The sequence below is a fragment of the Mycobacterium sp. E2238 genome (assembly GCF_001672665.1).
In the GTDB taxonomy this organism is placed as follows: domain Bacteria; phylum Actinomycetota; class Actinomycetes; order Mycobacteriales; family Mycobacteriaceae; genus Mycobacterium.
Window position 1 is genome coordinate 86,943 of the sequence record NZ_LZKF01000151.1, and the last position, 26,195, is coordinate 113,137.

A 26,195-nucleotide genomic window follows, 5' to 3' on the forward strand; every position below is an offset into this window, starting at 1 on the left:
CGATCAGGCTTTCGCGGCCGCCGGATCGGGCTCACCGTCGGCCGTGTACCCGAAGTCGGACGGCGAAGGTTGCGTGCCCGGGTAGAAACGGTGCGCCCAGCGGCGAAGCGCGGCATAGTCATGCGCCTCTTCGGGAGCCAGGTTCGGCTTCTCCAGGTACTTCATGTTCTCCCACGTGAAGAAGTCCTGCTTGATGACCTCTTGCTGCAGCGCCAGGAATTTGGCCGCGCGACCGGTCGGCGCGTCCCCGGTGTCGCCGGGCTCGCGGACGGACGCCTGCGTGTAGAAGTAATCGGTGTAGTCCTCGTCGACCGGCGTCTGCCCGGTCACCTGAACCGTGGCCACCAGCTCGCTGGGGAAGCGGACCACCCCCAGCCCCAGCGAGTAGTTGTCGTAGATGATCTTGGCGTCGACCGGCCCATTGGGGGTCAGCCAGGTAGAGGCCCGGCCGCCGCCGAAATGGGCGTTGACGGTCGCGTGCAAGTGGTAACCGGACACTTCGAACGACGCGGTGGTGGCCGGATTGGCGGCCTTGTGCACGTATTGCACGTGATACGGGTCGGCGGCGTTCTCGATGATCATCTGCGGGTGCACCTTGACCCGGTTGATCATCTGCGTGTGCGGGTGCAGTGGGTAGTACTCGTCCGTTTCCAGTTCAGGCAGCACCGGAGGCTGCCAGTACGGTGCCCGCCCGTGCCGCTCGTGCCACACGAGCACGAAGCCGTACCACTCCATGCTCGGGTACGTGCGGATGCGGACGTTGTTCTTGCACCCGATCTTGCTGTACGGGATCAGCGCGTTGCTGCCGTCACCACGCCAGCGCCAGCCATGCCATGGACAGACGATGTTCTCGCCTTCCACGGTGCCTCCGACGCCGAGGTTGGCGCCGAGGTGCTGACAGTAGGCGTCCATCACGTGCACCTGGCCGGACTCGGTGCGGAAGATGACGAGTTCCTCACCGAAGTAGTGGGCGCGCTTGACCTGACCGGTGGTCAGGTCGGAGCTGAAGGCGACGATGAACCAACCCGTCGGGAACCGATAGGTCGACAGCGCGATGCCCGCCTGTCCGAACTCGCGTTCCGAGGGATCCCCGGCCGCATCCGACGCGGGGTCAGAAATTGTGTGCGTCACGAACTCTCCATATCCCGCCCAGACCAAGGCGAGTCGAGCGCAACTTGGCCGCCCTTCACTCACCGCGGTTCGACGACAAGGTCTATTTTTACTATTTTAAGCATTGAACGTCAACGCGGCACCAGATGCGCCCGGGCAGAGCGGAGTTTCAGATGACGGCTGGGTCAGTGGATCTTTCCGATTTCGCCCTGTGGCGCAACGGATTTCCTGACGAATTGTTCACGGAGTTGCGGCGCAGCCGACCGATTTTCCGCCACGACCTGACCCCCGGTGTCGCCAGGACGGTCCAGCGCCAGTTCTGGGTGACCACCAAACACCGGCATGCGGTCCGGCTGCATCGCGATGTCGAGTCCTTCACCGCGGTCGACGGCCCGCTCATCCAGCCGGTCGGGATGTTCTCGTCGTACCCCACCATCATCAACATGGACCCGCCCGGGCTCAACAAGCGCCGCAAGCTGATCTCGAACGCGTTCAATCCGCGGGCGATCGCCAAGCTCGAGGACGGCATCCGGGCGAGGGCCGCGCGCATGATCGACCGCCTGCTGGTCGAGGGCGGCGGCGATTGGATCGAGGACGTCGCGGACGCCCTGCCGATGACGGTCATCGGCGACATCATCGGCATACCGGAAGACGACCGGCCCCGCATCTTCGACGGCCTGGACCGGATATTGAAGGCCAACTCACCGGAGGTGCAGCTGAGCCGGCAGGACGAAACCGACCTCTACGCCAACATCTTCGGGTACGCGATGGACCTCACCGCGGAGAAGCGACGCAATCCCACCGACGACATCTGGAGCACGTTGGCCACCGCGGTGATCACCGGCGAAGACGGTGATCACTTCAGCTTGCCACCTCACGAACTCGAATTCTTCTTCTTCGTGCTGGCGTTCGCCGGCAGCGACACCACCAAGAATGCACTGGCCATCGGGCTACAGGCGTTTGTGGCGAACCCGGAGCAGATCGAGCGCTATCGCGAGCAGGAAGCGCTGCGACCCAGCGCCATCGAGGAAGTGTTGCGCTGGGCGTCACCGGTCGCGTACTGGACGCGCACCGCGAAGGTCGACGTCGAGATGGACGGCCAGCGCATAGCGAAGGGCGAACGGGTGGTGTCGATGCTGCGTTCGGCCAACCGCGACGAGGAGGTCTTCGAATCACCGTTCACCTTCGACATCGGTCGTCAGCCGAACCCCCAGGTGGCCTTCGGCGGCGGCGGACCCCATCACTGCCTGGGCGCCATGCTGGCGCGCGCCGAACTGCGGGCGGTGTTCGACGAACTCTTGCTGCGTTGCGACGACATCGCCCTCGGCCCGGCGAAAGTGGCTTACCCGAACCTGACCACGAACATGTCGATCTACGACGAAATGCCGATCTCGCTGGCCGGACGGTCGACCTGACTAGGCGCCGATCCCTCAGTCGATCAGCCGCAGCGCGGCCTTGGGGCACTGGTCCACCGCGGCGCGCACGTCGATCTCCAGGCGCGGGGGCACGGGCCCGTCCGCGATCTGCACCACGTCCTCGTCCCCCAGCTCGAAGACATCCGGTGCCAGCGATTCGCAGAAGCCGTTGGCCTCACAAAGGTTTTCGTCAACTGTCACGCGCATCAGTTGCCCTCCACTTCTCTACAGGCCCTTGGGTCGGGTCCCGATCACCCCGCTGGTTGCGAGGCGCGTCAGTTCTTCGTCGGTCAGCCCGCACCGCTCGCGCAGTATCTCTTCATTGTGCTCGCCCAGCCGCGGCGGTGGCCGCAGCAGCCATCTGTCCTGGCCGGCCAGCTGGGCGAACGGCGGGCACGGATAGAGACCCGCGCCGGTGCTGGGGTGGTCGAGGGTCTCCAAGAATCCCCGGTGACGCAGTTGGGGATTCTCGACGACCAACGACGGCGACACCACCGGCGCGGCGGGGATGCCGGCGGCCGCCAATCGCTCCACCGTCGAGTCGAGGGGTTGGCGCGCGAACCAGTCCGCGAGCCGGCGATCGACGTCGTCGCCCCGCCGTCGCCGCCCGGCGACGGTGGACAGCTCCTCGTCGCACCACGCCGGTCGATCCATCACCTCGACCAGGGCACGCCAGTGCCGGTCGTCGCGCACGGTGACCGCTATCCAGTCGTCGTCCCCCGCACACCGGTAGATGTTTTGGATCGAGTCGCCGTGACCGCGGTTGCCGCGCCGGGTCAGCGTTATCCCGAAGACCTCGGATTCGATCGCCTGTATCGCGGTCGCGTTGAGCACCGTCTCGAGCATCGGCAGCTCGAGTTGCTGTCCCGATCCGGTGCGTTCGGCGAAGTCCAGCGCGGCCAGCACGGCGAACGCGGCGTGCACACCGGCCAGCGGATCGCAAGCCCCGCGCGGTGTGACCGGCGCGGTCTCGGGCAGCCCGGTCACCCAGGCCAGGCCGGCGAGCTGCTCCATGGTGGGAGCGAATCCGACGCGATCCCGCCATGGCCCATCCAGTCCGAACGCGGGCATCCGGGCGACGACGAGCTTGGGGTTGACGTTGAGCAGCACGTCGGCGGTCAGGCCGAACTGGTCCATCACCCGCGGGGAGAAGTTCTCGATCACCACGTCGGCGCCGGCGGCCAGCTCGGTGAACAGGCGGCGCCCGTCTTCGGAACCCAAATCCAGTGTGACGGAACGCTTGTTGGTGTTCATGGCGTGGAAGACCCAGCCGTACTCCCACCAATCGTGGACGTCGGTGCGCATGCCGCCCGAGTATCGGATGCCGTCCGGTCGCTGTATCGACTCCACCTTGACGACGTCGGCGCCGAACGCGGCCAGCAGATGGGTGGCCGCGGGACCCGCCCAGAACGCGGTCAGGTCGACGATGCGCACACCGGCCAGGGGCAGCCCTGTCTGCGTCGCGCTCCTCGTGGATTCGCTTGGCGACCAGAGGGTTTCGTCATTGGCCTCACCGAGAGCGGGGGTCGGCCGCGGCGGGGTGGGAGCGCATGCCGACATCAACCAGGGAGGCCGGGGCTGGTGAAAGCCGGCGGGGTTTTCGACGAATGCCCCGCGCTCGGTGACGTATTCCATCTCCCTGATCGTGGAGCCGTTGCCAAGCGCGGCGATGGGCAACCGGAACAGTTGGCCCAGTTCGACGATTTCCCCGACGGTGCGTTCGGCCAGCCACGGGCCGATCTGTTCGCGGATCAGGTCGCGGTAGGCCCACCGGCCGATCTGGAAGCGGAGTTGTTCGATCTCTTCGAGCTGCGGGCATTCGACCATGGCGACGAAGTCGAGCCATTGCTGGCCGGTGACCATGGTGATCCCAACGTAGCCGTCCTTGGCGGGCTCGATCGATGGCACTTCGAGCGTGCGGCGGATGGGTGGCACCCGCAGCAGCTGGGAGTGCAGCCATTCGCTGCTCTGCATCGCGGTCAACGCCTCGAGCATGGAGAGATCGAGGTGCTCACCGGGGCCACCGCGCTCGACGCGGCGGCGCACGGCCAGTGCGCCGAATGCGGCGTAGACGCCGCCCATGTACTCCCCCAAGTCGCCGCCGATCGAGATGGGCGGTCCCGCCGGATCGCCGCGGAAGCCGGGCGAGCCCGCCCACGCCTGCAGGGTGAACTCGCTGGCGGCACGGTCGGCGTACGGTCCGGTCCAGCCGAAGTCGGAGATCGTGACGATGATTGCGCGCGGACAGTCCGCCAGCAGCCGCTGCGGGTCAACGCCCAACGCGGCGGCCTGCTCCCGGCCGGCGGTGACCACCACCACGTCCGCGGCGGACAGTTCGGCGGCGAAGCGCTCGGCATCGGGCGGATAAGTCACGCTGCGCTTGCCGGCATTGAGGTAGGCGAAGAACGGCGAGCTCTCCCCATCCGGCATCGGCGAGCCCGTCGCGGAGTATCGTCGGAGCCAATCTCCTTGCGGCGGTTCAATTTTGCACACTTGGGCCCCGGCATCGACCAGCAGCTTTCCGCAGTAACTGCCGGCGATCCGATCACTGATCTCGACGACACGCAGGTCGTGCAGCGGTGTGGGCCGGCCGTCGAACCGCTCGCTCACTTACACCCGCCCTCCCGATCGACGCGCGATCGAAGAAGCTATTTATACCATTACTGCTAAAATAGCTAAGCCAGCGAGTTGCTATGCATCGAGGATCGGATGACCGCCTTGGGAATTGGGAGCGACGCCCGTCGCCGATTGTCGGCGCCGCGGATCGCAGAAATCGTAGCCGACGAGTTGCGCCGCCAGATCATCAACGGTGACCTCGCCGACGGCGATCTGTTGCCGCGGCAAGAGGTGCTCGTCGAGCAGTTCAACGTGAGTCTGGTTTCCCTGCGCGAAGCGCTTCGCATCCTGGAGACCGAGGGCCTGGTTTCGGTGCGGCGGGGCAACCGTGGTGGCGCCGTCGTCCATGCCCCTGCGAAGACCAGTGCCGCGTACATGCTCGGGCTGCTACTGCAGAGCGAGTCCGTAGCGGTCGCCGACCTTGGCATGGCGTTGCAGGAACTCGAGCCCGCGTGCGCCGCGCTGGCCGCCCGGCGCCCGGACCGGGCGGACACCTTGGTCCCGGAGCTCAACCGGGTCAACGACTCCATGGCCGAGAACATCGAGGACGGCGGGCTGTTCACCGAAATCGGCCGTGAATTCCACGATCTCGTGGTCCGCGGCTGCGGAAACCACACCATCATCGCGGTGGTCGGCAGCTTGGAGACGCTGTGGACCAGCCACGAACAACAGTGGGCAGACGAGAGCGCGGCGAGGGGGACCTATCCCTCATTGGCGCAGCGCCGCGCCGTGCTCAGCACGCACGTCAAGCTGACCGAGACCATCGCGGAGGGCGACGTCGACCGGGCGCGCCGCATCGCGGGTCGCCATCTCGCCGACACCCAGACGTACGTGCTCTCCGGTCGGCACGATCAACGAATTCACGCGCTGTCGCCGCAGGCGCTGTCGCGGACGCGGGATTTCCGTCAAACCTGAGAGGCAGCCCGTGAGAACCGCATTGGTCACCGGCGGCAGCGGCGGGATCGGCAAAGGGTGTGGTCGAAAGTTGGCCGAGTTGGGTTACGACGTGGTGCTGGCGGCGCGTCGCGAGGCCCCGTTGCGCGCGGCGGCCGAGGAGATCGGCGCGCGCCACCTCGTGGCCGATGCCTCGGACCCGGACGGATTTGCGGCTGCGACAAGCGCATTGGAGAGAATCGACCTCGTTGTCCACGCCGCCGGCACGCTGGGCGGAACCTACGCGCGCAAGCAGACGTTCGAGCAGTGGCGGACCATCATCTCGGCCAATCTGGATTCGTGCTTCGTGGTGACCGCCGCAGCCCTGCCCAGGATGCGGGCGGGCTCGCGGTTCGTGTTCATCTCCTCGTCGGCGGCGCACGAACCGATGATGGCGCGGACCGCCTACTCGGCATCCAAAGCCGGCATGAACGCGTTCGCCCGGGCCTTGGCCCTCGAAGTCGATCGTGACGGCATCAGCGTCCACATCGTCACCCCCGGCCCGGTGGAAACCGAGATGCTTTCCGATGTTCCCTTCGAGATGTACGCCATCCAGGTCTCCGATGTGGCGGACGCGGTGGCCTGGTTGGACACCGTCGACCCATCGGTCGACCTGCCGGAGATCCGGCTCAGCGCGGTCCAGCGCGGACCGTTCGCCCGGCCGCCGGTCGTTCCCACGGAAGCGCGGCGGCGCGCGGCGCAACGGGGTTGACGGCTACCGCGGCGGAAACGCCTTGATCACCGTTTCACCGAACTCGTGCAGCGAATCGGGCACGGCGAAATCGGCGAACCACACGTAGAACCGCTCGACGCGCTGCGCCGCTAGCCCGGTGAAGTGGCCGATGAGCTCGTCGGCATCCCCGCAGACCAGCCCCGCGCCCAGGTTGCCGAATCGCCGCGTGCTCACCTCGCGCACCGTATCGGGGTCGGTACCTGATCGTACGAACCCCACCATCTGCTGGACCGACATCCGGGCCGTCCCCGCGGCGGGGGCCAGGATGGGCAACTTGTCGAGGTGGTTCGCCGGCAGGTTCCACCAATCCGCGTGTCTGCGAACGAGTTCCATCATCCGAGGGCCGGTGCCACCCAGGACCAGCGGGATCGGATGAGACCTCGGCGGGGCCTGCGGAGCCGGGCCGCCGCCCGGATCGTCACCCCAGTATTGCTTGATCAACTCGAGGTGCCGCCCGAGCTGCTCGACCCGGGCCACCGCGTCCTGCCGGCCGACATCGAATCGGGTGAACTCCGCGGGCCAGGACCCCGCACCGAGGCCCAAATCGAACCTGCCCCCCGACGCGTCCGACAGGGTGACGGCTTGTTTGGCCAGCACGGCGGGGTGGCGGAAGGCGTCACAAAGGACCAGATGGCCGATTCGCAGCCGTTCCGTCTTGGCCGCCACCCAGCTCGCAATGCCCATTGCCTCCCAAATGCTTTCATCGGGCAGCCCGGGCGCCTCGAGGTGATCGATGAATGCCATGCCGTCGAAGCCGCTGGCCTCGGCGTGACGTGCCCGCTCCACGATGTCGGCCGCCGACAGCCGCACCTGCGGCAAGAACAAATACCACTCGACCATGGCCCACCTAAGCGTTTGTTCCGGTGCGATTGCGCACAAGGCCGCTAGTTTACTATTTTTATTATGTTAGGGGTCTTATGGATGTCGGACTGAATTCGGAGCAGTTGTCGCTGCGCGACACGGCGCGCGATGTCCTACGCACCGAGTGCCCGCCCGACTCCGCGCGCCAAGCGATGACGGATCCGGAGCGGTGGCGCACCCTATGGAAGACAGTCGTCGATCTCGGTTGGACGGAACTGGCCGCGCCCGGGGCCGGCGACTACGGACCGGTCGAGCTCGCGGTAGTGCTCGAGGAGTGCGGTGCCGCCATCGCGCCCATCCCCTTGTTGAGCAGTGTCGGCCTGGCCGCGGGCGCGTTGCGGGGCACGGGCCTCGACGCAGTTCTCGACGACATCGCCGGCGGGGCCGTCGCCACCCTGGCCGTGCACGCCAGGGGATCTCGGCTGCCGGGGGCGCCGATGACCCTGCGCGGGGGACGCCTGCGCGGGCGCGCGGTCGCGGTCCCCAACCTGACCCGCTCCGAGTTGCTCGTCACGCTGGCGCGCGCCGACGGTGGCGCCAGTGGCCCCGACGGCACGGTGGTGGTGGTCGCGCGCTGCGGCGACGGGGTGGCGGTGATCTCGGGCGAGTCGACCGATCCCGCGCAGCCGCTGGCGGACGTCGAGGTCGACGCGGAGCCGTTGGCTGCTGCGCCCGTCGACCTCGACAGCGCGTTGACGGCGCCGTTGATGGCCGCGGCAGCCGACTTGGTGGGCACCGCGAGCGCAGCCTTGCACCGCGCCGTTGAGCACGCGAAGACTCGCCGCCAGTTCGGCACCCCGATCGGCGCGTTCCAGGGGATCAAGCACGCGCTCGCCGACAACTATGTCGGCCTGGAGCGCGCCCGCAGCCTCACCTACGCCGCGGCCGCCCGGCTCGGCGATCCGGCCACGACGCCCGCGGACGCCTGGACCACAGCGGCGCTCGCCAAGGCGGCGGCCGGCGATGCGGCCGCCAATTGTGCGAGAACCGCGGTGCAAGTGCACGGGGCGCTCGGGCAGACCTGGGAGCACGACGCCCACCTCTATGTCCGCCACGCCTGGCAGGCCGCCGCGATGCTGGGAGACAGCCGCGCGCTCTATCACGAGGTCGGCCGCCGTTTCGCTGGAGGCGCGGCATGAGCGCGGTGGTCGACGAATTCGGGGCGTGGCTGACGGAGTTTCTGCCGAAGGACTACTACGAGAATTATCGCGATTATCGCTGGGATCTGGGGCTGCGGCGCGATTACCAGCGAGCTGCCTTCGAGGCCGGATGGATACAACCGACCTGGCCGCGCGAGCACGGCGGCCGATCGCTGGGTCTGCGCGATGCCATGGAGGTCCGGCTCGAGGGGGCGCTGCGGTCCGCGCCCAAGCTGCCCAACATCGCGGGCCCCAACGTCGCCGCACCCGGCATCCGTCAATTCGGCACCGCCGCCCAGATCGACCGCCTCCTGGCTCCCCTGCTGCGCGGTGACGAATGGTGGGCGCTGGGCATGTCCGAACCGGAAGCCGGATCCGATTTCGCCGGCCTGCGCACACGCGCCGAACGCGACGGAGACGTGTTTCGGGTCAACGGTCACAAGATCTGGACCACCCAGGCCCACGAGTCGCGCTGGTGCACCCTGTATGCCCGCACCGATCCGGTGGCGCCGAAGCACCGGGGCATTTCCTGCTTGATCCTCGACCTGCATTCGCCGGGGGTGCGGATCGAGCCCATCCGGATGGCGTCGATCTCCGACGAGACATTCTGCGAGGTCTTCCTCGACGATGTCGAAGTTCCGATGGAAAACCTGCTGGGCCCGCTGCACGGTGGGTGGAACGTCGCGCTGTCGTCGTTGCACCACGAACGCCAGATGATCTGGATCATGAACTGGGTCGAGATCAAGCGTGGACTCGAGTCGGTACGCAGGGCGCAGCCGACCGCCGATATCTGCACCGAGCTCGGTTCGCTGCTGGCCGATGCCGAAGCGTTGCGGGCCACCGGATACCGCGCCCTGGGCAACGAATTGGCGGGACGTCCGAGTCCAGAAGCAGACACCATGAAGCTGCTGGGATCGATTACTTTGCAACGGGTTTGGGAGCTCGCCGCCGTTACCGAGGGAACGCAGTCGCTCACCGACCCGGATCTGCTCTTCGAACGCCAGGACGCGCTGGCCGCGACCATCTACGGCGGAACATCGGAGGTCCAGCGCAACATCATCGCCGAGCGGTTGCTCGGGCTGCCGAAGGGATGACGACGATGGATTACGACCTCGGCGACGACGCCGCACAACTGCGAAACCACCTGCGCGAGCTGGTGTCCAACCACATCCCCGCCGACTTCCTGGGCGCCTGCACCGAGAACCCGCAGGATCTCGCCACCACCGAGACGTTCTGCAAATTGCTGGCCGCCGAGGGCCTCCTGGCGCTGGCGTGGCCGAAAGAGCATGGCGGCGGCGGTGGTTCGGTGTGGCAGCAGACGGTGCTGCGCGAGGAGATGTGGGCCCAGCACGAGCCACGCGGTCCCCAATACATGGGAATCAATTGGGTGGGCCCGGCCCTGATGCGCTACGGAACGGCCGAACAGAAGGCCAAGCACCTGGCCGCCATCGCCGCCGGCGACGTGATCTGGTGTCAGGGCTTTTCCGAGCCGGAGGCCGGTACCGACCTCGCCTCGTTGCGTACCCGCGCCGTCCCGGACGGGGACGGCTGGCGCATCACCGGACAGAAGGTGTGGACGTCGTACGCGCTGATGGCGTCCTGGTGTGTGCTGGCGGCCTGCACCGATCCCGAGGCCCCAAAGCCCAAGCGGCTCACGCTCTTTCTGATTCCGATGGACCGGCCCGGCTTCACCGTCCGGCCTATCGGGTCGATGCTGGGGCCGCATCACCTCAACGAGATGTTCCTCGACGACGTGCAGGCGTTCCCCGGTGATGTTCTCGGCGAGGTCGGCGACGGCTGGCGGGTCATGCGCGAGGCGCTGGCATTCGAGCGCGTGGGCATCGCCCGCTACGCCCGCTGCGAATCGTTGCTCGACCGGATGTGCACCCAGCTCGGCGATGACTGGGACGGGCTGCCCGAATCGCTTCGCTCGCGGTGGGTGCGGGCGCTGGTCGATCTACGGGTCGCCCGGTTGCTGGCCTACCGAGCCGTGTCGCTGCAGGACGACCCGGCGGCGGGCGCGGCGGCCAGTGCAGCCCGCATCGCCACCACGACGTGTGACCAGCAGGTCGCCGAGCTACTTTTCGACGTGCTGGGCCCCGTCGCGCTGGACAGCGGCGCGAGTGCCGCGCTGCACGGGGCGATCGAAGACCATTGGCGTTACGCACAGGCCGCCACCGTGGCATCGGGCACCATCGAAGTGCAGAAGATGTTGGTGGCCCGGGACGTATTGGGAGAGCACCGGTGAAAACTGATCTGCCACAAGACATCAGCGACTTCGCTGCCGTCGCCGCCAAGCGGTTGGGCCGGCTGGGCGGGCCACCGGCGGCGCTGCGCGCCGAAACCGACGACAGCATCCGGGACGCGGCGCGGGGTTCCCTCGGCGAGGTTGGCGCGTTCGAGCTCGATGTCCGCTCGGCGCCCGACGACCTGCTCGCCGCAGCCGTGCTGTGCCGCGCCGCCGGCGCGACCGTGCTGCCCTATCCCCTCGTCGAGGAGTTGCTGGCTATTGACGGCGCCCGCCTTGCCCTGATCGATCCTGGGGCGCCGCGCATCGACCATGGCGACCTGCCCGGCGACTGGATCGCCGCCGACCTGGACGGCACCCGGTACCACCCGCGGCCGGCTGCGCGGACCAACGCCAAGCTCGGCCCGTTCCTGGTGCCCGCATCCCTCGGCGGACCCGACGGAACCGTTCCGCCCGCCGACGTTAACCTTCACCTCGTGCTGGGGTCATGGCGGATTCTGGGATCGGTGCAGCAGGCGCTGCAGATCGTCACCGATCACGTGCGCGCCCGGGTTCAGTTCGGTAAGCCACTCGCGGATTTTCAGGCCGTCCGGTTCGCCGTGGCGGAAGCCGCGGTGGCGGTGCGCGGACTATACGAATTGGCGAAATTCACCGTCTGCCGTCCGGAATCGCTACCGATAGAGGTTCGTTCGGCCGACGCGCTCGTCCTTCGGCTCAAGGCGTCCGACACCGCAAGGCAGGTGCTACGCACCTCGCACCAACTGCTCGGCGCACTGGGCTTCTGCGATGAGTCCGATGTCAGCGTGCTCGACCGGCATACCCAGCCGCTGATCCGGCTGCCCCTTAGCGCCGAGGCGCTCGCCTTGCGGCTGATCCCGGGCGTCCCCGACGGCTCCTTCGAGACACTGTTCAGCGGGCCGGTATCGGCGTGAGCGAGCCCGCCGCGGCCGAAGTGGCAGCCAACCCGTTAGCGGACGGAATCCCGTTCGGAACCAAACTTCACCAGCTCGCCGAACAGCGTCGCGACGACATCGGGGTGACGCTGGTCGCCCTCGATGGCACCGCGCAGTCGCTGACATTCGGTGAACTCGACGCCCGCGCCAACCAGTGGGGCCGGGCGCTGGCCGCCCACGGAGCCGAGTCCGGTTCCCTTGTCGCGCTGGCAATCCCGAATTCGATCCACCTGGTGCTGGCCACGCTGGGATGCTGGAAGATCGGCGCCGTTCCGGTTCCCATGCATTGGGACCTGCCGGAGTGGGAGCGTGACAGGGTGCGCGAGGTGATCAACCCCGCGGTCGTCGTGGACGAGGCGAGTCGGTGGCGCCTCGAGGCGCGGGCGGCGGCCGAGTCCGACAGCGCGCTGCCCGAAGCGGTCTCCCCCAACGTGAATGGCATCTGCAGCAGCGGTTCGACCGGCGTGCCGAAGGTGATCCTGAGCCTGGCGCCATCGCTGTGGACGCCACAGCACGGCGAGCCGTTCCTGGCGAACTGGACGCCGGTGGCTCAGCCGCAGACCATCATGGTGCCCGCGCCGATGTATCACACCAACGGCTTCGCCACCTTCTTCTTCCTGCTGGCCGGCGACCGTCTGGTGGTGCTGGAAAAGTTCGATGCCGCACTGGTTTTAGATGTGATCGAACGTTTCAAGATCACCAACTTCACCGCCACGCCGACAATGCTGGCGCGCATCGCGGCCCGGCCGGACGTCCGGGAGCGGGACCTGTCCAGCATCGTGTTCATCCTGCAAGGCGCCGCCGTGATGCCGCCGTCGCTCATGCATACCTGGTTCGAACTGCTGAGCCCGCAGCAGATCGTGTCGGCATACGGCATGACCGAAAACCTCGGGCTCACCGCCTTGCGCGGTGACGAGTGGCTCGCCCACCCGGGTAGTGTCGGCCGCGGCTTCCGCGATACCGAGATCCGGATTCTCGACGCCGGAACGAGACAGCTTGGCCCTGGTGAACACGGCGAGATCTACCTGCGTGCACCGATGAGCGCGGGATCCCGCTATGTGGGCGGCGCGGCGCCACTGCCGTCCACCGAGGATGGCTTCCGTTCCGCCGGCGACATCGGCTACCTGGACGAGGATGGCTACCTCTATATCGTCGACCGCCGAGTCGACATGATCGTCACCGGCGGCGCGAATGTCTTTCCGGCGGAAGTGGAATCGGCATTGGCGGGTCACCCCGGGATCGCCGACGTCGTCGTCATCGGCCTCGCCGACCCGCAATGGGGACGCCGAGTGCACGCGGTGGTGCAGCTCGCCGACGGCGTGGCGCTCACCGAGGAGCAGGTGATCGAGTACGCCAAGAGCCGGCTCGCCCACTACAAGGCGCCCAAGACCGTCGAGTTCGTCGACGCGATTCCCCGCACCGCGGCGACCAAGGTCAATCGTTCGGCGATGATCGAGGCGCGGGGCGGCTGAGGGCCGAAAGTCAGCCCACGGTCGCGATCCCGGCGTTGGATATCGTGAACCCGCGACCCGAGGTCACAGTGCACGTCACGCCGTCTGTCTCCGACCGGCAGCTGAACGGGCCTGCTCCCATCGTCTGCCCGTAACTGAGGATCGGCGTGCCCTCCGCCGGATTGGCCAGACAGCGCTCGCCCGCGCAGCGGGACAGGGCGCCCGCGGGGTCCATACTCACCGACGCCGGTGGCGAGATAGTGAAGCAGAACGCCGCATCGGGGATGCCGTGCCGTTGGTAATCAATTTCGCAGCTGATGTTGCGCGACGGGGACAGGAAAGCCACGTAGTTGTCCTGATCGGCGGCGGCCATCGGCGTGAACACCTGCGGCGCAAGAACGGTACCGGCGCCGCCCAGTACGGTTGCCGCGGCTGTCAGCGCTTTTTTCAACACATGCTCACCGTGCCATAGTTCTGCCCCAGCCACACCCTAACCACTCACGACCTCGAAAGCCGTTGCCGGCTTTGTCAACCCGCCGACGGCGCCGAGGCTCGCTCCATTTCCCGGGCGCGCTTGAGCATGGTTTTTGCGGCTCGCATCGACAACGCCGGCGAAAGCCGCTCGAGGTACCAAAACGCCTTCCACCACCCGGGCACCACGATGATCGCGTCTCCGCGCAATACGGCACGAAGGGCGCGCTCGGCGAATTTCTCGGGCGCAAGGGGGTGCATCCGCTCCCACATTTTCAGGATTTCCTCGTTGCTGAACCCTGCCATATCGGTGCGTCCGTACTTGCCGCCGGTAAGGATCGGGGTCCGGATCACGCCAGGGCAGAGCACCGAGACCTGCACCCCGTGGCGCTCGGCCTCCAGCCGTAACGATTTCGACAGCGCGACGACGGCGTGTTTGGTCGCGGTGTAGCTTGCCTGGCCCGCAGTCGTCATGAGACCGGCCATGGAGGCCGTGTTGACGATATGCCCGGAGTGCTGCCGGATCATGATCGGATACACCGCTTGGATACCGTGCACGACACCGCGCAGGTTCACATCGAAGACGTCGTTCCAGTCGTCAAGCGTGTACTTGTCGACCTCGCCGGCGACTCCGATGCCGGCATTGTTGAACAGGTAGTCGATCCGCCCTGACTGCTGCACCGCCTCAGCGACGGCGCGCTCAAACGATGGGTAGTCGCGCACATCGAGCTCGATCGCGTGCGCCTTACCCCCGCCGCTGTTGAGGCGCTCTGCGAACTCACGTGCGGGACCGATCTGCCGATCGGCGATCCAAACCTCGGCGCCCCCGGCGACCAGCTCGGCGGTCAATGCCGCGCCGATGCCGGACGCGCCGCCGGTGACGAATGCAACCTTTCCGGATACGCTCGCTGCCATTCCAGCAGCCTAAACCCTGAATCCTGGCTGGTAGAGCAGATTCTGGCAGCAAAGCCGTCGACACGGCGCGCCACGCCGGCGCCGCGGCCCTCAACCATGTGTCGCCCGGAATCTCCGGTTTCTCGGATACGCGGTGAGCCCACGGTAACCTCATTCTCATAGCGCGCACCGCGCCGCGGAAGGGGACGAATCGCTCATGACCGACCTTGGCGACGACGTCGAAGTGACGCGCGGTGACCGCTTCATCAAGACCGCAGTCGAGATATTGGGCGAAACCGGGCGCACCGACTTCACCGTGCAGGAAGTCGTCGCCCGCTCCAAAACATCGCTGCGCGCCTTCTACCAGCATTTCAGCAGCAAGGACGAGTTGCTGCTCGCGCTGTTCGATCGGACCATCGCCCAATCGGTGCAAACCTGGCGGACGGAGACCGACGGGCTGGACAGCACCGCGGCACTGAAGCTGGTCATCGACCGCATCAGCCAGCAACCGGAATCGAGCACCCAAGACAGCCTCAATCGCGCGCTGACCCTCTACAACCAACATCTGGCCGAGACCCGTCCCCGCGACTACGCCCGGGTGCTCTCACCCCTGCATCGACTCATTCGCGGCATCGTGGGCCAGGGCATCACCGAGGGCGTCTTCAACCCTGGAGTGGACGTCGGTGCGGCGGCCGCCATCGTCATGCAGACGGTGATGGGGGCACAGCGATTGCATTGGCTGGGAACGGAATTGAACGGAGCTCCGGTCGACGTCGGTCAACTGTATGACTTCTGCAGTCGCGCCCTGGGCATCCGGGACGGCGACGAAGAATCGAACACGCCGTCGTTAAGCGAACTGTTCGCCCAGATCGGCATGAGGCCGGGAACCCACGATGGCGAATTCGCGATGACGATGCCGGTCAGCCCGGCCGTCGTGAATACTTCCGGCGCACTGCAGGGCGGCCTGATCGCAACCCTCGTCGACGTGGCGGGCGGTCAGTTCGGGCTGGACTACCTGCAGCCGGACACCACGATGACGACGGCGGACCTCTTCATCCGTTACCTGCGCCCGATCCGGCAGGGCTCGGCCGTCGCGGTGCCCCGGATGCTGCGGTCCGGGCGGCGGGCGATGGTGATGCAGGTCGACATCTACGGCGAAGCCGACGACGAGCTCGCCGCGACCGCGACGGTGAATTTCGCCGTCATCAACGGAGCGACGCCGAACCTTCCCAACTGGCCGGACGCCTAGCCGGCGACGACGAGCGGAATAGGGCGCTACACGCGACGGGGCCGAAGTGGTAACGTCATTACCACCTATAGAGAACCCGAGTACTTCCGCAAGGAGATCGCCATGCCGTCTCGCGAACTTTCCTTTCCCGTGTTCGACGCGGACAACCACATGTACGAGCCGCAGGAGGCGCTGACCAAGTTCCTGCCGGAGAACCGCAAACGCGTCATCGACTACGTGCAGGTGCGCGGCCGGACCAAGATCGTGGTGCGCGGGCACATCAGCGAGTACATCCCCAACCCCACCTTCGAGGTGGTGGCACGCCCCGGCGCCCAGGAGGACTATTTCCGCAACGGCGCGCAGGGCAAGAGCTACCGCGAGATCCTGGGTGAGCCCATGAAGGCCATCCCCGCCTTCCGCGAACCCGGCGCGCGGCTGGAGGTGATGGACGAACTCGGCATCGACTACGCCCTGATGTTCCCGACCCTGGCCAGCCTGGTCGAGGAGCGCATGAAGGACGACCCGGAGATGACCCACGACGTCATCCACGCGCTGAACCAGTGGATGCATGAGCAGTGGTCGTTCAACTACAAGGACCGCATCTTCGCCACCCCGGTGATCACCCTGCCCATCGTCGAGCGGGCGCTCGAAGAACTCGAATGGTGCCTGGAGCGCGGCGCCCGCACCGTGCTGGTCCGCCCGGCGCCGGTGCCCGGCTATAAGGGCAGCCGGTCGTTCGGCCTCGAAGAATTCGACCCGTTCTGGCAGGCGTGCATCAAAGCCGAGATTCCGGTATCGATGCACGCCTCGGACAGTGGTTATTCAGAGTTCGCCAACGTGTGGGAACCAGGCGACGAGTTCCTGCCGTTCAAACCGACCGCCTTCCGCAGCTTCGCGATGGGCCATCGGCCGATCCTGGACGCGATGGGTGCGCTGGTCTGCCACGGCGCTTTGTCCCGCAACCCGGAGCTGCGGATCCTGTCGATCGAAAACGGCGCCGACTGGGTGCCAGACCTTTTCAAGGGCCTCAAGGGGGTCTACAAGAAGATGCCGCAGTCGTTCAGCGAGGACCCCATCGAGGCGTTCAAGCGCTGCGTCTACATCACGCCGTTCTGGGAGGACCGGTTCACCGAGATCGTCAAGATGGTCGGCACGGACCGAGTGCTTTTCGGCTCCGACTGGCCGCACCCCGAAGGCCTGAAGGACCCCATCTCGTTCGTTGACGAGCTCACCGACTTCGACGAGGCGGACATCGCCAAGATCATGGGCGGCAACCTGATGAAGCTGATGAAGGTTTCTGCGCCGGCCAAGAAGCCAGTCTCCGCCTAGGGAGCGACAACAGACATCCGACGACCGCCCGAAAATCGGGCAGCGCCACGAAGGTGGCTGATTTGTGGCGCTTCTCTCTTAGAGGCGCCCTAGGCACGTCATAGCTGGTGCGCAAGCACGAGCTACATCGCCTCCTTGATTCCTCGTCGGATCAGCCAGACATTCGCCGGCCAGGCCGTCGCGAACCCGATGACCATCCCGATCTGCATCAGAAACCAGTACGCGGCCGTATCCGGGTGCAGGGGTGATGGAAAGAGAGCGAAAGACATCACGGCCATCCAACCGAACAGGCCAACTTCGAATGCGGTGAGCGACAAGACGTCAGCCTTGGCCGCCGCGACCATGCCTTTACGGAAGCTCAGCCCGCGCATGGGGGCGATCGCGAAATACTGGAACAACACGCCCAACGCCAGGGCTGCGGCATAGTCGCCGATGTATTCGGGTAATAACGCGCGCCCAAACAGCTCCAAGCCGAGTGCGAAAACGGTGAATTCGGCGATGATGTCGCCGAGCGTGCATCCCGCGCCGCAGTGGCTTACCCCGATGGCGGTGGTAGCCCAGTTGGGCTTATCGGGCGGTCGGTCGAGGTCGTGCTCGCTTAACCAGCGACGGCTGTTCGGACGGCCGTATCGCCAATACATCCACAGCGCTGCGGGCCCGAAGTACAGCGCGGTGACCGGCCAGACGGCCTCCATGATGCCCATCCGCTGTCGGTAGCCGCGAACGTAGATGTCGCCGAGGACCACGACCGCTACTGCGACGCCCACGGCCAGGGATGCCCATGAAACGGCAGTCAACCAGGTAGGCGGAACCATCACGAATCACCTCGCGGCGGGTTTCGCGTTTGCGCGCCGTCTGGGTCCTCGAATACCGAGACCACCCCTTTGGTCTCGAACAGGGCGAGGTGGACGTCGGTAGGTGTTCGATACCCGTGCTGGCGCAAAATGGCATCCATGTCCGCGTGAGTGAGTCTGCAACGAAACAGGTTCCGCTCGTCGAGTTGCCCGTCGCGGATGAGCACCCTCACCGGCGGGTCAACGACTCTGCGCACCCATGGGATAAACCGTAGGCGCGCGACGACGTCGTGCGCCGCGATCAATGTGAGTAGCGCCGCCGCTCCGGTCAGCCATGACGTCCCGGCAGCCGTCGCCGTGCGACCGACGATGGCCCCCACCGCAACTGCGGTGACCCAATCGAAAGGCGTGAATTCGGCGATGGTTCGCCGCAGCGTTAGCCGGAAAGCCGCTGCGGCGGTGAGGAACAGCGCTAACGCCTTGACTGCCGCGTACAGCGCTGGCCGCCAACCGTTGTATAACTCGAATAAAAGGCCGTGCATCACGTTCACCCGTTTCACTCTATGTCTGCGCGCACATAACCGAACCACGTCAGGATCGCGAAGCCGATGTAGCACACCAGGAAGATCCATAGAGCCGGCGTCTCGGTGCGAGCGGTCAAGTAGGACTGCCGCAGCACAATGTCGATGGCGAAGCCGCCGAATGCCCCGACCGAATCGGCGAAGCCGACCATCGCTCCCCCAACGTTTTTCGACCACTGCTTGCGTTCGTCGTCGCTGAGGTCTAACGATCGGCTACGAGCCTCGAACACCGATGGGATCATTTTATAGATCGATCCGTTGCCCGCTCCGGCCAAAACAAACAGGCAGACGAAGCCGACGAGGTAACCGACTATCGATGCGGTGCCAAGGCGGCCACCGTTGTCGTCCTCCAGCGTGCTGGCGAAGACCAGCAGCCCGGCGGCGAGGGTCATACCGCCGAAAACGGCCAAGGTCACCCGGCCACCACCGACACGGTCCGCGAGCTTGCCGCCATAGATCCGCGTCAACGACCCCAACAACGGTCCTACGAAGGCGATTTGCGCCGCATGTAGCGAAGCCTGTGCGGAGCTTTGCCCGGCGTCGGTGAATTTCATGTGCAGCACCTGGCTGAGCGCGAAGGAGAATCCGATGAATGAACCGAAGGTGCCGACATAGAGCAGTGAGAGGAACCAGGAGTCACGCTGCTTGATCATCTTTCTCATCGCGGCGAAATTGACTCTGTACTCCTCGATGTTGTCCATGAACAGAAACGCACCGATGCTGGTGACCGTCAGCAGTACCATGTAGAGCCCTGACACCCAGTACGGCTGCCGGTGGCCGGCCACCGCGATCACCAGCAGGCCGACCAGCTGTATCACCGGCACACCGATGTTGCCTCCCCCGGCATTGAGGCCCAGCGCCCAGCCCTTGAGTCGCTGCGGATAGAAGGCGTTGACATTGGTCATGGAGGCGGAGAAGTTGCCGCCGGCCAGCCCGGTCAGCGCGGCACACCCCAGGTATGGCCACAGCGGCAGGCCCGGGTTGGCCAGCAGGACTATCGTGCCGGCGGTGGGTATCAGCAACACCAACGTGGAAACCACCGTGAAGTTGCGTCCACCGAACATGCCGATCGCGGCCGTGTACGGAATGCGCATCAGCGCACCAACCAGCGTGTTGACGCCTACGAGCAGGAACTTGTCGCTTGCCGAAAACCCATAAACCGACTCGGGCATGAAAAGCACCAGTACCGACCACAACGACCAGACGCCGAAGGCCACGTGGTCCGTCGCGATCGACCAAGCCATGTTCCGGTGTGCGACAGCCTTATTGCCGTCCTCCCAAGCTTTAGTGTCTTCCGGGTCCCAGTCCAGAATGTCGTGCGAGCGTGCCACATTGGCTGCGTGCCCGAGTGAACGAGCAGCAAACCCCGCTGACCGGATGATTGCCTGTGACTTACCTAGCAAGTCGTTGTGAGGAGGCGCAGCGGGCTGCGGGTGTGCCGGAGAGTCGGTATCCGTTGTCCGTGTCGATCTCTGGGTCCAGACCATTCTGAAAAAGCAGGATGATGTCCGAGCCGCCGAACTGGAAGTAGCCGAACTCGTCACCCTTCGCCATGTGTTTGCCTTCGATGGCGGTGAGGATCACCGACGACACGTGGGCCATGCCCACCGGAATGATCGCGACGACGCCGACGTCTCCGCAATCGGAAGCCGATGTGTCGACGATGACCACGCCGCGGTTCTGAAAGAACTCGTAACCGGTGGTCGCGCTGTCGCTTGATTTGAACTCATGGCCGTCCAGTGACACCTGCATGAAGACCTGTCCGCTGATGTTGAAGGCCTCTTTCACCAGGCCGGACACCGGTAGGTGGAAGCGGTGATACGAATTGGGCTTCAACATGTAATGGACGAAGGTTCCGCCACCGAAGCTTTCGCTGTATGCGCTGCCTTCGATGAGTTGCTTGACGTTGCCGAACGTCTTGATGCCCTTGAGGGTTACCGGCGGAATGTTGGAGTCGGCGTCGATGTCGTAGGCGTGCTGGAAAACGCAGTCGGCAGGAGAGACCACCACCCCATTGTTGGTGGGTTCGGCGATCGGGCGCAGACCCCCGTTCAACTCACGACCGAAGAACTGATTGAACGTCAACCAACCGCTGGGCATATTGGGTCTGCCGTCGATTAGCGATTCATAAACCCGATACTCGGGCGCGTAGTCGATGAAAGACTGCAAGATCTCCGGGCTGAACGAATCGGGGGTGTCCAGGAAGCTGCCCCACTGCCGCGAGAACTCGGTCACCCAATCACGGAAGACCTTGGAGCCCTGGGGCGTGGACCCGTCTCCCGCCTCCTGATCGATGAGAAAGAAAAAATGTGCTGTTCGGTCATTGACCTCTTGGGCCTGTCGTTGCTCAGGTTCTATCTCTTGCCATGCCTTCGCGTCGGACTGGCGGGGCACCCATCTCACGAAGCGCTTCAGGTAGTCCTCATATTCACCAATGTCGGTCGGCCACTCCAGCGCCGCGAACAACTCGGGCCGCAACTCGGCCTCGGCCGATTCGCGAGCCTGCTTCAACGATCGCTCAAGGAGATCGGCGAGTCCCTCCTTCTCGATGACATCGCGCAGCTTCCGGATAACCGCATCGGGATCGCTCATTTGACTTCTTTCGGGTGGGTTCGCAGGATTCGCCGAATGAGGCTTACCCGCTAGACAGCGGGGTTAACACCGAAGAACCGGTCGCGGGCACCGTGAGCGACCGCCAAACACCGCTTCCCGGATTGCGCTTCACCGTGATGGGTAGTCGGCCGTGGTGATCATCTCGATGCCCACAAACGATTCAGAGCTCACGAGGAAGCCTCGGCGCCGCTATGGTTCGGTCACGTAGCAACGAAGTTTCCCCGGACGCGTTCGCGGCGGTGATGGCGACCGGAATCCTGTCGACCGCCGCGAAGGATCACAATTACGCCATAATCAGCAACGCGCTCAGTCTGATCGCAGTGCTGGCCTTGGCCGTTCTGATCGCCATCACGGTCATCGCCGCTGCGCCCAAGCGCCGGCTCCTGCCCTGGGATTTGGGCGATCTTGAGAACACACTGCCCCTGTTCACTTTCGTTGCCGCGTGCGCCGTCCTGTGCAACCGGCTGTCGTCGGCCTATCCCCTGATCCTTCCCATACTGGGCGTCATCGGGGCGTCGGCCTGGATTGCTTTGACATGGCAAAACTTTCCCAACCTCAAGAAGCACCGCTTGACTGCGTTGCGCGACCAAGTCCACGGCGCATGGCTACTGTCCAGCGTAGCCACCTCGGGCTTGGCGATCGTGGCTACCAAGGTCGCGAGCAGCACCGGACAGCGCCCATGGCTCTTCGCCGCGGTGGGCTTATGGCTTACGGTGCTCGGGGTCTACATGGTGGTGACCGCATTGATCCTGTGGCGCGCCGTCGTCGAGCGGCTGGATCGTGACGGCTTCCAGCCCGACAGTTGGGTCTTGATGGGAGCGCTGGCCATCGCCGTGGTGGCCGGACACGACATTCACCTCCAAACCCGAACCTGGTTGGCGCCAGCGGCGTTTGGGATCACGCTGACGGCTTGGGCGGTAGCGACCCTCTGGATTCCTCCGCTGGTCTACTTCGGTTTGCACCGTGTCGAACAGCGACCGAAGCTTTTGCGATTCACCGGCGCGTGGTGGACGCTCGTGTTTCCGTTGGGAATGTATTCGGTCGCCACCAACATGCTCGCGAGCGATATTCATGTGCGATCACTGCAAACCGTTGCGCTGGTTTTCTTTTGGGACGCGCTATTTGCGTGGTCGGTAGTGACGGTCGCCGGTTTGTCACGCATCGCGCATGCCGTCGGCAGTAAGCGGTCGCTACGGGCTCGGTAGGGTCATTCGGGGCTTTCCATTCGTCACGTGTACCGCGTGGGTACCCGGCTTCTTTCGCAATTCGTCCAGCAGACCATCAAGGTGGTCGGCGTCGGTGTGCCAGTGCTGCACGCTTTCTGGGTTCTCCGCCATGTCGGCCACGACGCGTTGGAGGTTTTCGGGCGCGTCGCTGTCTTTGAGACTTGCGCCGCCTTTGGCCGGCGCTTTGCGTCCCTTCGCACCGCCGCCGGCCACGGCGCGCGGAAGTGCGGCGCCGAGCGCACCTCCGGCCAGCCCCGCGACAGCCAAACCGCTGAAAAAGCTTCCCTCGCTGACGGCGGCTGCGCCGATGGCGCTCTCCGAGGTGCCCGACAACACCGCGGCCACAGTCCGGATCGCGGGGGTGGCTACGGCCCAACTCGGAGGAACCGCCAATCCCCCCACCAAGCCGGCCTGGCCCACGCTCGCCGATATGGCCGATCCCTCTGCAGCAGAACCGATTCCGGTCGCCAGCCCCGGCGTTGCGGCTTTGACGGCGACCGTCAGGTCACCGAGGTGCCGCGCGCCGATCACCAACCCCATGATGGTGCTGATGAGCACATCGTTGGCCGGTAGAACCGCCTTGGGGATCAGCTCCACATTGCCGGCAAGCTTCGCCAACGGCGAGGAGTTCAGGTTGCTCAGGAAACTCGCCAGCGACGATGCCGACGGTGGGCTCGCCGGCGCCGCGAGGCTTCTTAGCGCGCTCGGCGTGACGGATGTCAGTTGAGACAAGGCGGACTGCGTGTTCGTTGCGGCGGATGTGCCGGCGACCTGGCTCACCGTGGCCGCCTGCCCCGCGGCACCGCCCGGGTTCGTGTTTTGCGTGGGCGCATCGAACGGCGTTACCGCTGAGGCCGCCGCGGACTGGCCGGCGTAGCCATACATCGCCGCGGCGTCCTGGGCCCACATGGCGGCGTACCGGGCTTCATTGGCCGCGATCGCCGCGGTGTTCTGCCCGAGAACGTTGGTTGAAATCAGCGACTCGAGCTGCGCGCGGTTTGTTTCGACTACCGGGGGCGGCACGGTAGCCGCGTACGCGGCCTCGTAGGCCGTCGCGGCCGCCCTGGCTTGGTTCCCGGACTGCTCGGCCTGCGCTGCCGTGGCGGTTAACCACGCCGTGTACGGCGTTGCCGCGGCCGCCATGTTCAGCGACGATGGACCGAGCCAAGCGGTGGTGAGCCCCGAGATGATCGCGGAGTAGGAGGCGGCGGTCGCCCGCAGCTCGGCGGCCAGTCCGTCCCACGCCGCAGCGGCGGTCAACATCGATCCCGATCCCGGGCCCGCGTACATGCGCGCCGAATTGATCTCCGGTGGCAACGCTCCGTAATCCATTGTCAGCCTCCCCAATTCGCGGTGAGCGCGTCGGCGGGTCCGATCCCCGAAAGCGGCGCGAGGCCGGCCGGCATCATTCGCCGGCCTCGTGGATCACGAAGATGTTGGCGGTGGTGGCCTCGCCGGCGGCGGGAGCTGCGCTCCCCGTGCCTGCGGAACGGGCAACGGCCCCGCCGGTCCCGGCCGTCGCGCGGAGGGCTAACCCGGACAGCGCCATGTTGCCGACGAGGCTGCCCTGCCCATCGGCCGCGAGCGCCGCCGGGGCGGCGCTGAGGGCGCTCTGGGGCACGGTTGCGGCAACTGTCTTGATTTCGGGCGCGGCCGACGCCCACCCCTGCGGCACCGACAATCCACCGACCAGTCCGGCCCGGCCGACGCCTGCCGTCACCGGCGCGTTGACCAGGCGCGGCGCTCCCGTGGACCCGGCCTTCGCCAGCGCTTTCGAATAATTTTCCGATGACCTGGTCAAGTTCGCCGCGGCTTGGGGCAGCAGATAGCTCTGCGTGCCAAGCAGATAGGGGACGCCAGGGATGGTGAACAACGACAAGGGCGACAACGGCCCCGTGATGAACCCGTCGAGTGCCGAAGCCAGGGTGGGCGGAGCAGCCGCCGCCGCCGGAGCGGCGGACTGCATGGGCGCGGTGAGCGCCTGCAACGCCTGCGGGGTCACCGACATCAGCTGCGGCAGCTGCGTCGCCTGCGCGCCGGCCGCGGTGCCCGCGGCCTCGCCGACCGCCGCGGCCTGCCCGGTGGCCCCGGCGGGGTTGGTGGTCTGCGGCGGCGGCCCAAAGGGCGCAACCTGGGCGGCCGCCGCCGACGCGCCCGCGTAGCCATACATGGCCGCCGCGTCCTGCGCCCACATTTCCAGGTACTCGGCCTGCGTCGCCATGATCGCCGGTGTGTTCTGCCCGAGAAAATTGGTGGCGATCAACGCCAGCAGCCGGGCCCGGTTCGCCGCGACCGACGACGGCGGCACCGTTGCTGCGAATGCTGCCTCGAAGGCGGCGGCCGCCGCCCGGGCCTGAGTGGCCGTGAGCTCGGCTTGTATCGCGGTGGTGCCCATCCATGCCGTGTATTGCGCGGCCGCGGACGCCATCATCGTCGACGACGCGCCACGCCAGCCAACGGCCAAGCCCGAGACTACCGAGGAGTGGTTCGCCGCCGTGGCATGCAGTTGCGCCGCCACATCGTCCCACGCGGTCGCTGCCGCCAGCATCGGCCCGGAGCCCGGCCCGGTATACATGCGCGTCGAGTTGATCTCCGGCGGAAGTATGCCGAAATCGATTGCCATGCAACACCTCCTGCCTCGGTTCGCACATCGGCTCTCGACCGACCACAAGCGCGCGTCGCTCGACGCCACCCCGCGGTTTCCCCGGTTTGGCGCTCATACGCTGAGAACGGGCGTACCGATCCCTGTCGATACCCTGAAAACAGTTTCTGTTAACAACTGTTTCTTGATGCAATATTGGTGGGATCCAATGTTGCAGAGATGCTCGCGTGGGTACTCACCTGAGCGATGACAGAGGCCGGAGGTGTGCGGGAAAGGGTGGCCGCATGAGCATGGCACCGGAGAGTCGCGAGCAAGTCAGCATCGACGACGACGTGGAGTTCGTCAACGAGCAAATCAAGCGGCTCAAGGAACTCGCGGAGCAAAAGGGTCCGGCCGACGTGTTCGGGGACGAGGACGTCTACGACCTAAGCGTCCGATGGGGAACCGCGCTGGCCGGACGGCTGCCACGCATGGCGCACTACAGTTCGATCGGGTTGCTCACCGACGCCGACGAGCGGCGGTTTCAGTCGCTGCGCGATGAATTGCGAGCGGTGTCTCCGCTGATCGAGAGGTTCAAGCTGATGCGTCCCAAACTCACGGACAGCAGTGGCGAAGGTGCTGGGCGGAAGCGGCGCGCTACCAAGCGGCGACGACTATCTCGGGCTTAGCCGTTATCACGCGATCGAGGACCTGAGGGACATCGCGTGCGCCCGTTGCTCCTCTGACAGAAAGTCCTTGCCGCACAATCTAATCGCGGTCCTGGGCTTGGGGCATTCGGGATTGCGACACGTCAGCGCCACCATGTAGGCGTCGGCATCCTCGTCGAGGAACAAAAAGCCCATGATCATCGCATCGCCGACCGCGAAATCCGTCGCGCCGCAGGCCTCGCAATGTCCGCCTTTCACCGCAACCAGTTCCAGCACGCGCTGGCGCGCCGCGCCGTCCAAACTGATCAACTCGGGGCGTACCCCCACGTGCTCGCCGGCACCCTGGGTCAT

25 protein-coding genes are annotated in these 26,195 nt (G+C 65.9%); 12 read left to right on the forward strand and 13 right to left on the reverse strand.

Going from position 1 to position 26,195, the window contains the following annotated elements; all coding sequences use genetic code 11:
• Positions 1 to 3: 3 nt before the first annotated feature.
• Positions 4 to 1,131: an aromatic ring-hydroxylating dioxygenase subunit alpha gene (locus A5711_RS13160; RefSeq protein ID WP_156744919.1), complete on the reverse strand. Its 1,128-nt coding sequence runs from the start codon at positions 1,129 to 1,131 to the stop codon at positions 4 to 6.
• 152 nt (positions 1,132 to 1,283) lie between these two features.
• On the opposite strand from A5711_RS13160, the gene A5711_RS13165 reads away from it, so the two are divergent.
• Complete coding sequence (locus tag A5711_RS13165; protein ID WP_067947176.1) at positions 1,284 to 2,525, forward strand: cytochrome P450; 1,242 nt, start codon at positions 1,284 to 1,286, stop codon at positions 2,523 to 2,525.
• A 15-nt stretch (positions 2,526 to 2,540) separates the two neighbouring features.
• On the opposite strand, the gene A5711_RS13170 is transcribed toward A5711_RS13165, so the two are convergent.
• Complete coding sequence (locus A5711_RS13170; protein WP_067947112.1) at positions 2,541 to 2,732, reverse strand: ferredoxin; 192 nt, start codon at positions 2,730 to 2,732, stop codon at positions 2,541 to 2,543.
• An 18-nt stretch (positions 2,733 to 2,750) separates the two neighbouring features.
• Positions 2,751 to 5,135: a CoA transferase gene (locus tag A5711_RS13175; RefSeq protein ID WP_067947114.1), complete on the reverse strand. Its 2,385-nt coding sequence runs from the start codon at positions 5,133 to 5,135 to the stop codon at positions 2,751 to 2,753.
• A 99-nt stretch (positions 5,136 to 5,234) separates the two neighbouring features.
• On the opposite strand from A5711_RS13175, the gene A5711_RS13180 reads away from it, so the two are divergent.
• Together A5711_RS13180 and A5711_RS13185 are read left to right on the forward strand one after the other, a co-directional pair.
• On the forward strand, positions 5,235 to 6,056 hold the full coding sequence (locus A5711_RS13180) for a FadR/GntR family transcriptional regulator (RefSeq protein ID WP_066958635.1): 822 nt from the start codon (positions 5,235 to 5,237) through the stop codon (positions 6,054 to 6,056).
• Positions 6,057 to 6,066: 10 nt separating this feature from the next.
• A complete protein-coding gene (locus tag A5711_RS13185; RefSeq protein WP_067947115.1) occupies positions 6,067 to 6,786 on the forward strand; it encodes an SDR family oxidoreductase in 720 nt (239 codons plus the stop codon).
• A 3-nt stretch (positions 6,787 to 6,789) separates the two neighbouring features.
• On the opposite strand, the gene A5711_RS13190 is transcribed toward A5711_RS13185, so the two are convergent.
• On the reverse strand, positions 6,790 to 7,647 hold the full coding sequence (locus tag A5711_RS13190; RefSeq protein WP_067947117.1) for an LLM class flavin-dependent oxidoreductase: 858 nt from the start codon (positions 7,645 to 7,647) through the stop codon (positions 6,790 to 6,792).
• A 77-nt stretch (positions 7,648 to 7,724) separates the two neighbouring features.
• Between A5711_RS13190 and A5711_RS13195 the strand changes: the two genes are divergently transcribed.
• The 5 genes from A5711_RS13195 to A5711_RS13215 are packed head-to-tail and all read left to right on the forward strand — an operon-like array spanning position 7,725 to position 13,480.
• Positions 7,725 to 8,807 (forward strand): acyl-CoA dehydrogenase family protein, encoded by a 1,083-nt coding sequence (locus tag A5711_RS13195; protein WP_067947119.1) that lies wholly within the window; start codon positions 7,725 to 7,727, stop codon positions 8,805 to 8,807.
• Positions 8,804 to 9,901 carry an acyl-CoA dehydrogenase family protein gene (locus A5711_RS13200; RefSeq protein WP_067947121.1) on the forward strand — a complete coding sequence of 366 codons (1,098 nt, stop codon included), beginning with the start codon at positions 8,804 to 8,806 and terminating at the stop codon, positions 9,899 to 9,901. Before A5711_RS13195 ends, A5711_RS13200 begins: the two co-directional genes overlap by 4 nt.
• Positions 9,898 to 11,055: an acyl-CoA dehydrogenase family protein gene (locus tag A5711_RS13205; protein WP_197500913.1), complete on the forward strand. Its 1,158-nt coding sequence runs from the start codon at positions 9,898 to 9,900 to the stop codon at positions 11,053 to 11,055. The genes A5711_RS13200 and A5711_RS13205 overlap by 4 nt, the downstream gene beginning before the upstream one ends.
• On the forward strand, positions 11,052 to 11,987 hold the full coding sequence (locus A5711_RS13210; RefSeq protein WP_067947123.1) for an acyl-CoA dehydrogenase family protein: 936 nt from the start codon (positions 11,052 to 11,054) through the stop codon (positions 11,985 to 11,987). The genes A5711_RS13205 and A5711_RS13210 overlap by 4 nt, the downstream gene beginning before the upstream one ends.
• A complete protein-coding gene (locus A5711_RS13215; protein WP_067947125.1) occupies positions 11,984 to 13,480 on the forward strand; it encodes a class I adenylate-forming enzyme family protein in 1,497 nt (498 codons plus the stop codon). Before A5711_RS13210 ends, A5711_RS13215 begins: the two co-directional genes overlap by 4 nt.
• A 10-nt stretch (positions 13,481 to 13,490) precedes the next feature.
• Here A5711_RS13215 and A5711_RS13220 read toward each other — a convergent pair whose 3' ends face one another.
• Complete coding sequence (locus A5711_RS13220) at positions 13,491 to 13,913, reverse strand: hypothetical protein (protein WP_231987470.1); 423 nt, start codon at positions 13,911 to 13,913, stop codon at positions 13,491 to 13,493.
• Positions 13,914 to 13,987: 74 nt separating this feature from the next.
• Entirely contained in the window at positions 13,988 to 14,845 is an 858-nt protein-coding gene (locus A5711_RS13225; RefSeq protein ID WP_067947127.1) for an SDR family oxidoreductase, read from the reverse strand.
• Between the two features lie 196 nt (positions 14,846 to 15,041).
• Here A5711_RS13225 and A5711_RS13230 point away from each other — a divergent pair, with 196 nt between their 5' ends.
• Together A5711_RS13230 and A5711_RS13235 are read left to right on the forward strand one after the other, a co-directional pair.
• Positions 15,042 to 16,073 (forward strand): hotdog fold thioesterase, encoded by a 1,032-nt coding sequence (locus A5711_RS13230; protein WP_067947129.1) that lies wholly within the window; start codon positions 15,042 to 15,044, stop codon positions 16,071 to 16,073.
• Positions 16,074 to 16,175: 102 nt separating this feature from the next.
• On the forward strand, positions 16,176 to 17,381 hold the full coding sequence (locus tag A5711_RS13235) for an amidohydrolase family protein (protein WP_067947131.1): 1,206 nt from the start codon (positions 16,176 to 16,178) through the stop codon (positions 17,379 to 17,381).
• Between the two features lie 122 nt (positions 17,382 to 17,503).
• Here the strand turns inward: A5711_RS13235 and A5711_RS13240 are convergent, their stop codons facing one another.
• The 4 genes from A5711_RS13240 to A5711_RS13255 all read right to left on the reverse strand — a co-directional run bounded on the left by A5711_RS13240 (position 17,504) and on the right by A5711_RS13255 (position 21,348).
• Positions 17,504 to 18,127: a DUF4396 domain-containing protein gene (locus A5711_RS13240; protein WP_231987471.1), complete on the reverse strand. Its 624-nt coding sequence runs from the start codon at positions 18,125 to 18,127 to the stop codon at positions 17,504 to 17,506.
• 68 nt (positions 18,128 to 18,195) lie between these two features.
• Positions 18,196 to 18,717, reverse strand: coding sequence for a DUF421 domain-containing protein (locus A5711_RS13245; protein WP_067947184.1), 522 nt, complete (start codon positions 18,715 to 18,717; stop codon positions 18,196 to 18,198).
• 14 nt (positions 18,718 to 18,731) lie between these two features.
• Positions 18,732 to 20,087: a NarK/NasA family nitrate transporter gene (locus A5711_RS13250; RefSeq protein WP_067947133.1), complete on the reverse strand. Its 1,356-nt coding sequence runs from the start codon at positions 20,085 to 20,087 to the stop codon at positions 18,732 to 18,734.
• Between the two features lie 61 nt (positions 20,088 to 20,148).
• Entirely contained in the window at positions 20,149 to 21,348 is a 1,200-nt protein-coding gene (locus A5711_RS13255; protein ID WP_067947135.1) for a phosphatidylserine decarboxylase, read from the reverse strand.
• Positions 21,349 to 21,560: 212 nt separating this feature from the next.
• Between A5711_RS13255 and A5711_RS13260 the strand changes: the two genes are divergently transcribed.
• Positions 21,561 to 22,574, forward strand: a complete 1,014-nt coding sequence (locus tag A5711_RS13260) for a tellurite resistance/C4-dicarboxylate transporter family protein (RefSeq protein ID WP_067947137.1) — start codon at positions 21,561 to 21,563, stop codon at positions 22,572 to 22,574.
• Here the strand turns inward: A5711_RS13260 and A5711_RS13265 are convergent.
• Both A5711_RS13265 and A5711_RS13270 read right to left on the reverse strand, forming a co-directional pair.
• Positions 22,560 to 23,927 carry a PPE family protein gene (locus tag A5711_RS13265; RefSeq protein ID WP_067947139.1) on the reverse strand — a complete coding sequence of 456 codons (1,368 nt, stop codon included), beginning with the start codon at positions 23,925 to 23,927 and terminating at the stop codon, positions 22,560 to 22,562. The genes A5711_RS13260 and A5711_RS13265 overlap by 15 nt on opposite strands.
• Positions 23,928 to 24,000: 73 nt before the next feature.
• Positions 24,001 to 25,212, reverse strand: coding sequence for a PPE family protein (locus A5711_RS13270; RefSeq protein ID WP_067947186.1), 1,212 nt, complete (start codon positions 25,210 to 25,212; stop codon positions 24,001 to 24,003).
• Between the two features lie 269 nt (positions 25,213 to 25,481).
• Here A5711_RS13270 and A5711_RS13275 point away from each other — a divergent pair, with 269 nt between their 5' ends.
• On the forward strand, positions 25,482 to 25,865 hold the full coding sequence (locus A5711_RS13275; RefSeq protein WP_082975730.1) for a hypothetical protein: 384 nt from the start codon (positions 25,482 to 25,484) through the stop codon (positions 25,863 to 25,865).
• Positions 25,866 to 25,871: 6 nt separating this feature from the next.
• On the opposite strand, the gene A5711_RS13280 is transcribed toward A5711_RS13275, so the two are convergent.
• A complete protein-coding gene (locus A5711_RS13280; RefSeq protein WP_067947141.1) occupies positions 25,872 to 26,195 on the reverse strand; it encodes a hypothetical protein in 324 nt (107 codons plus the stop codon).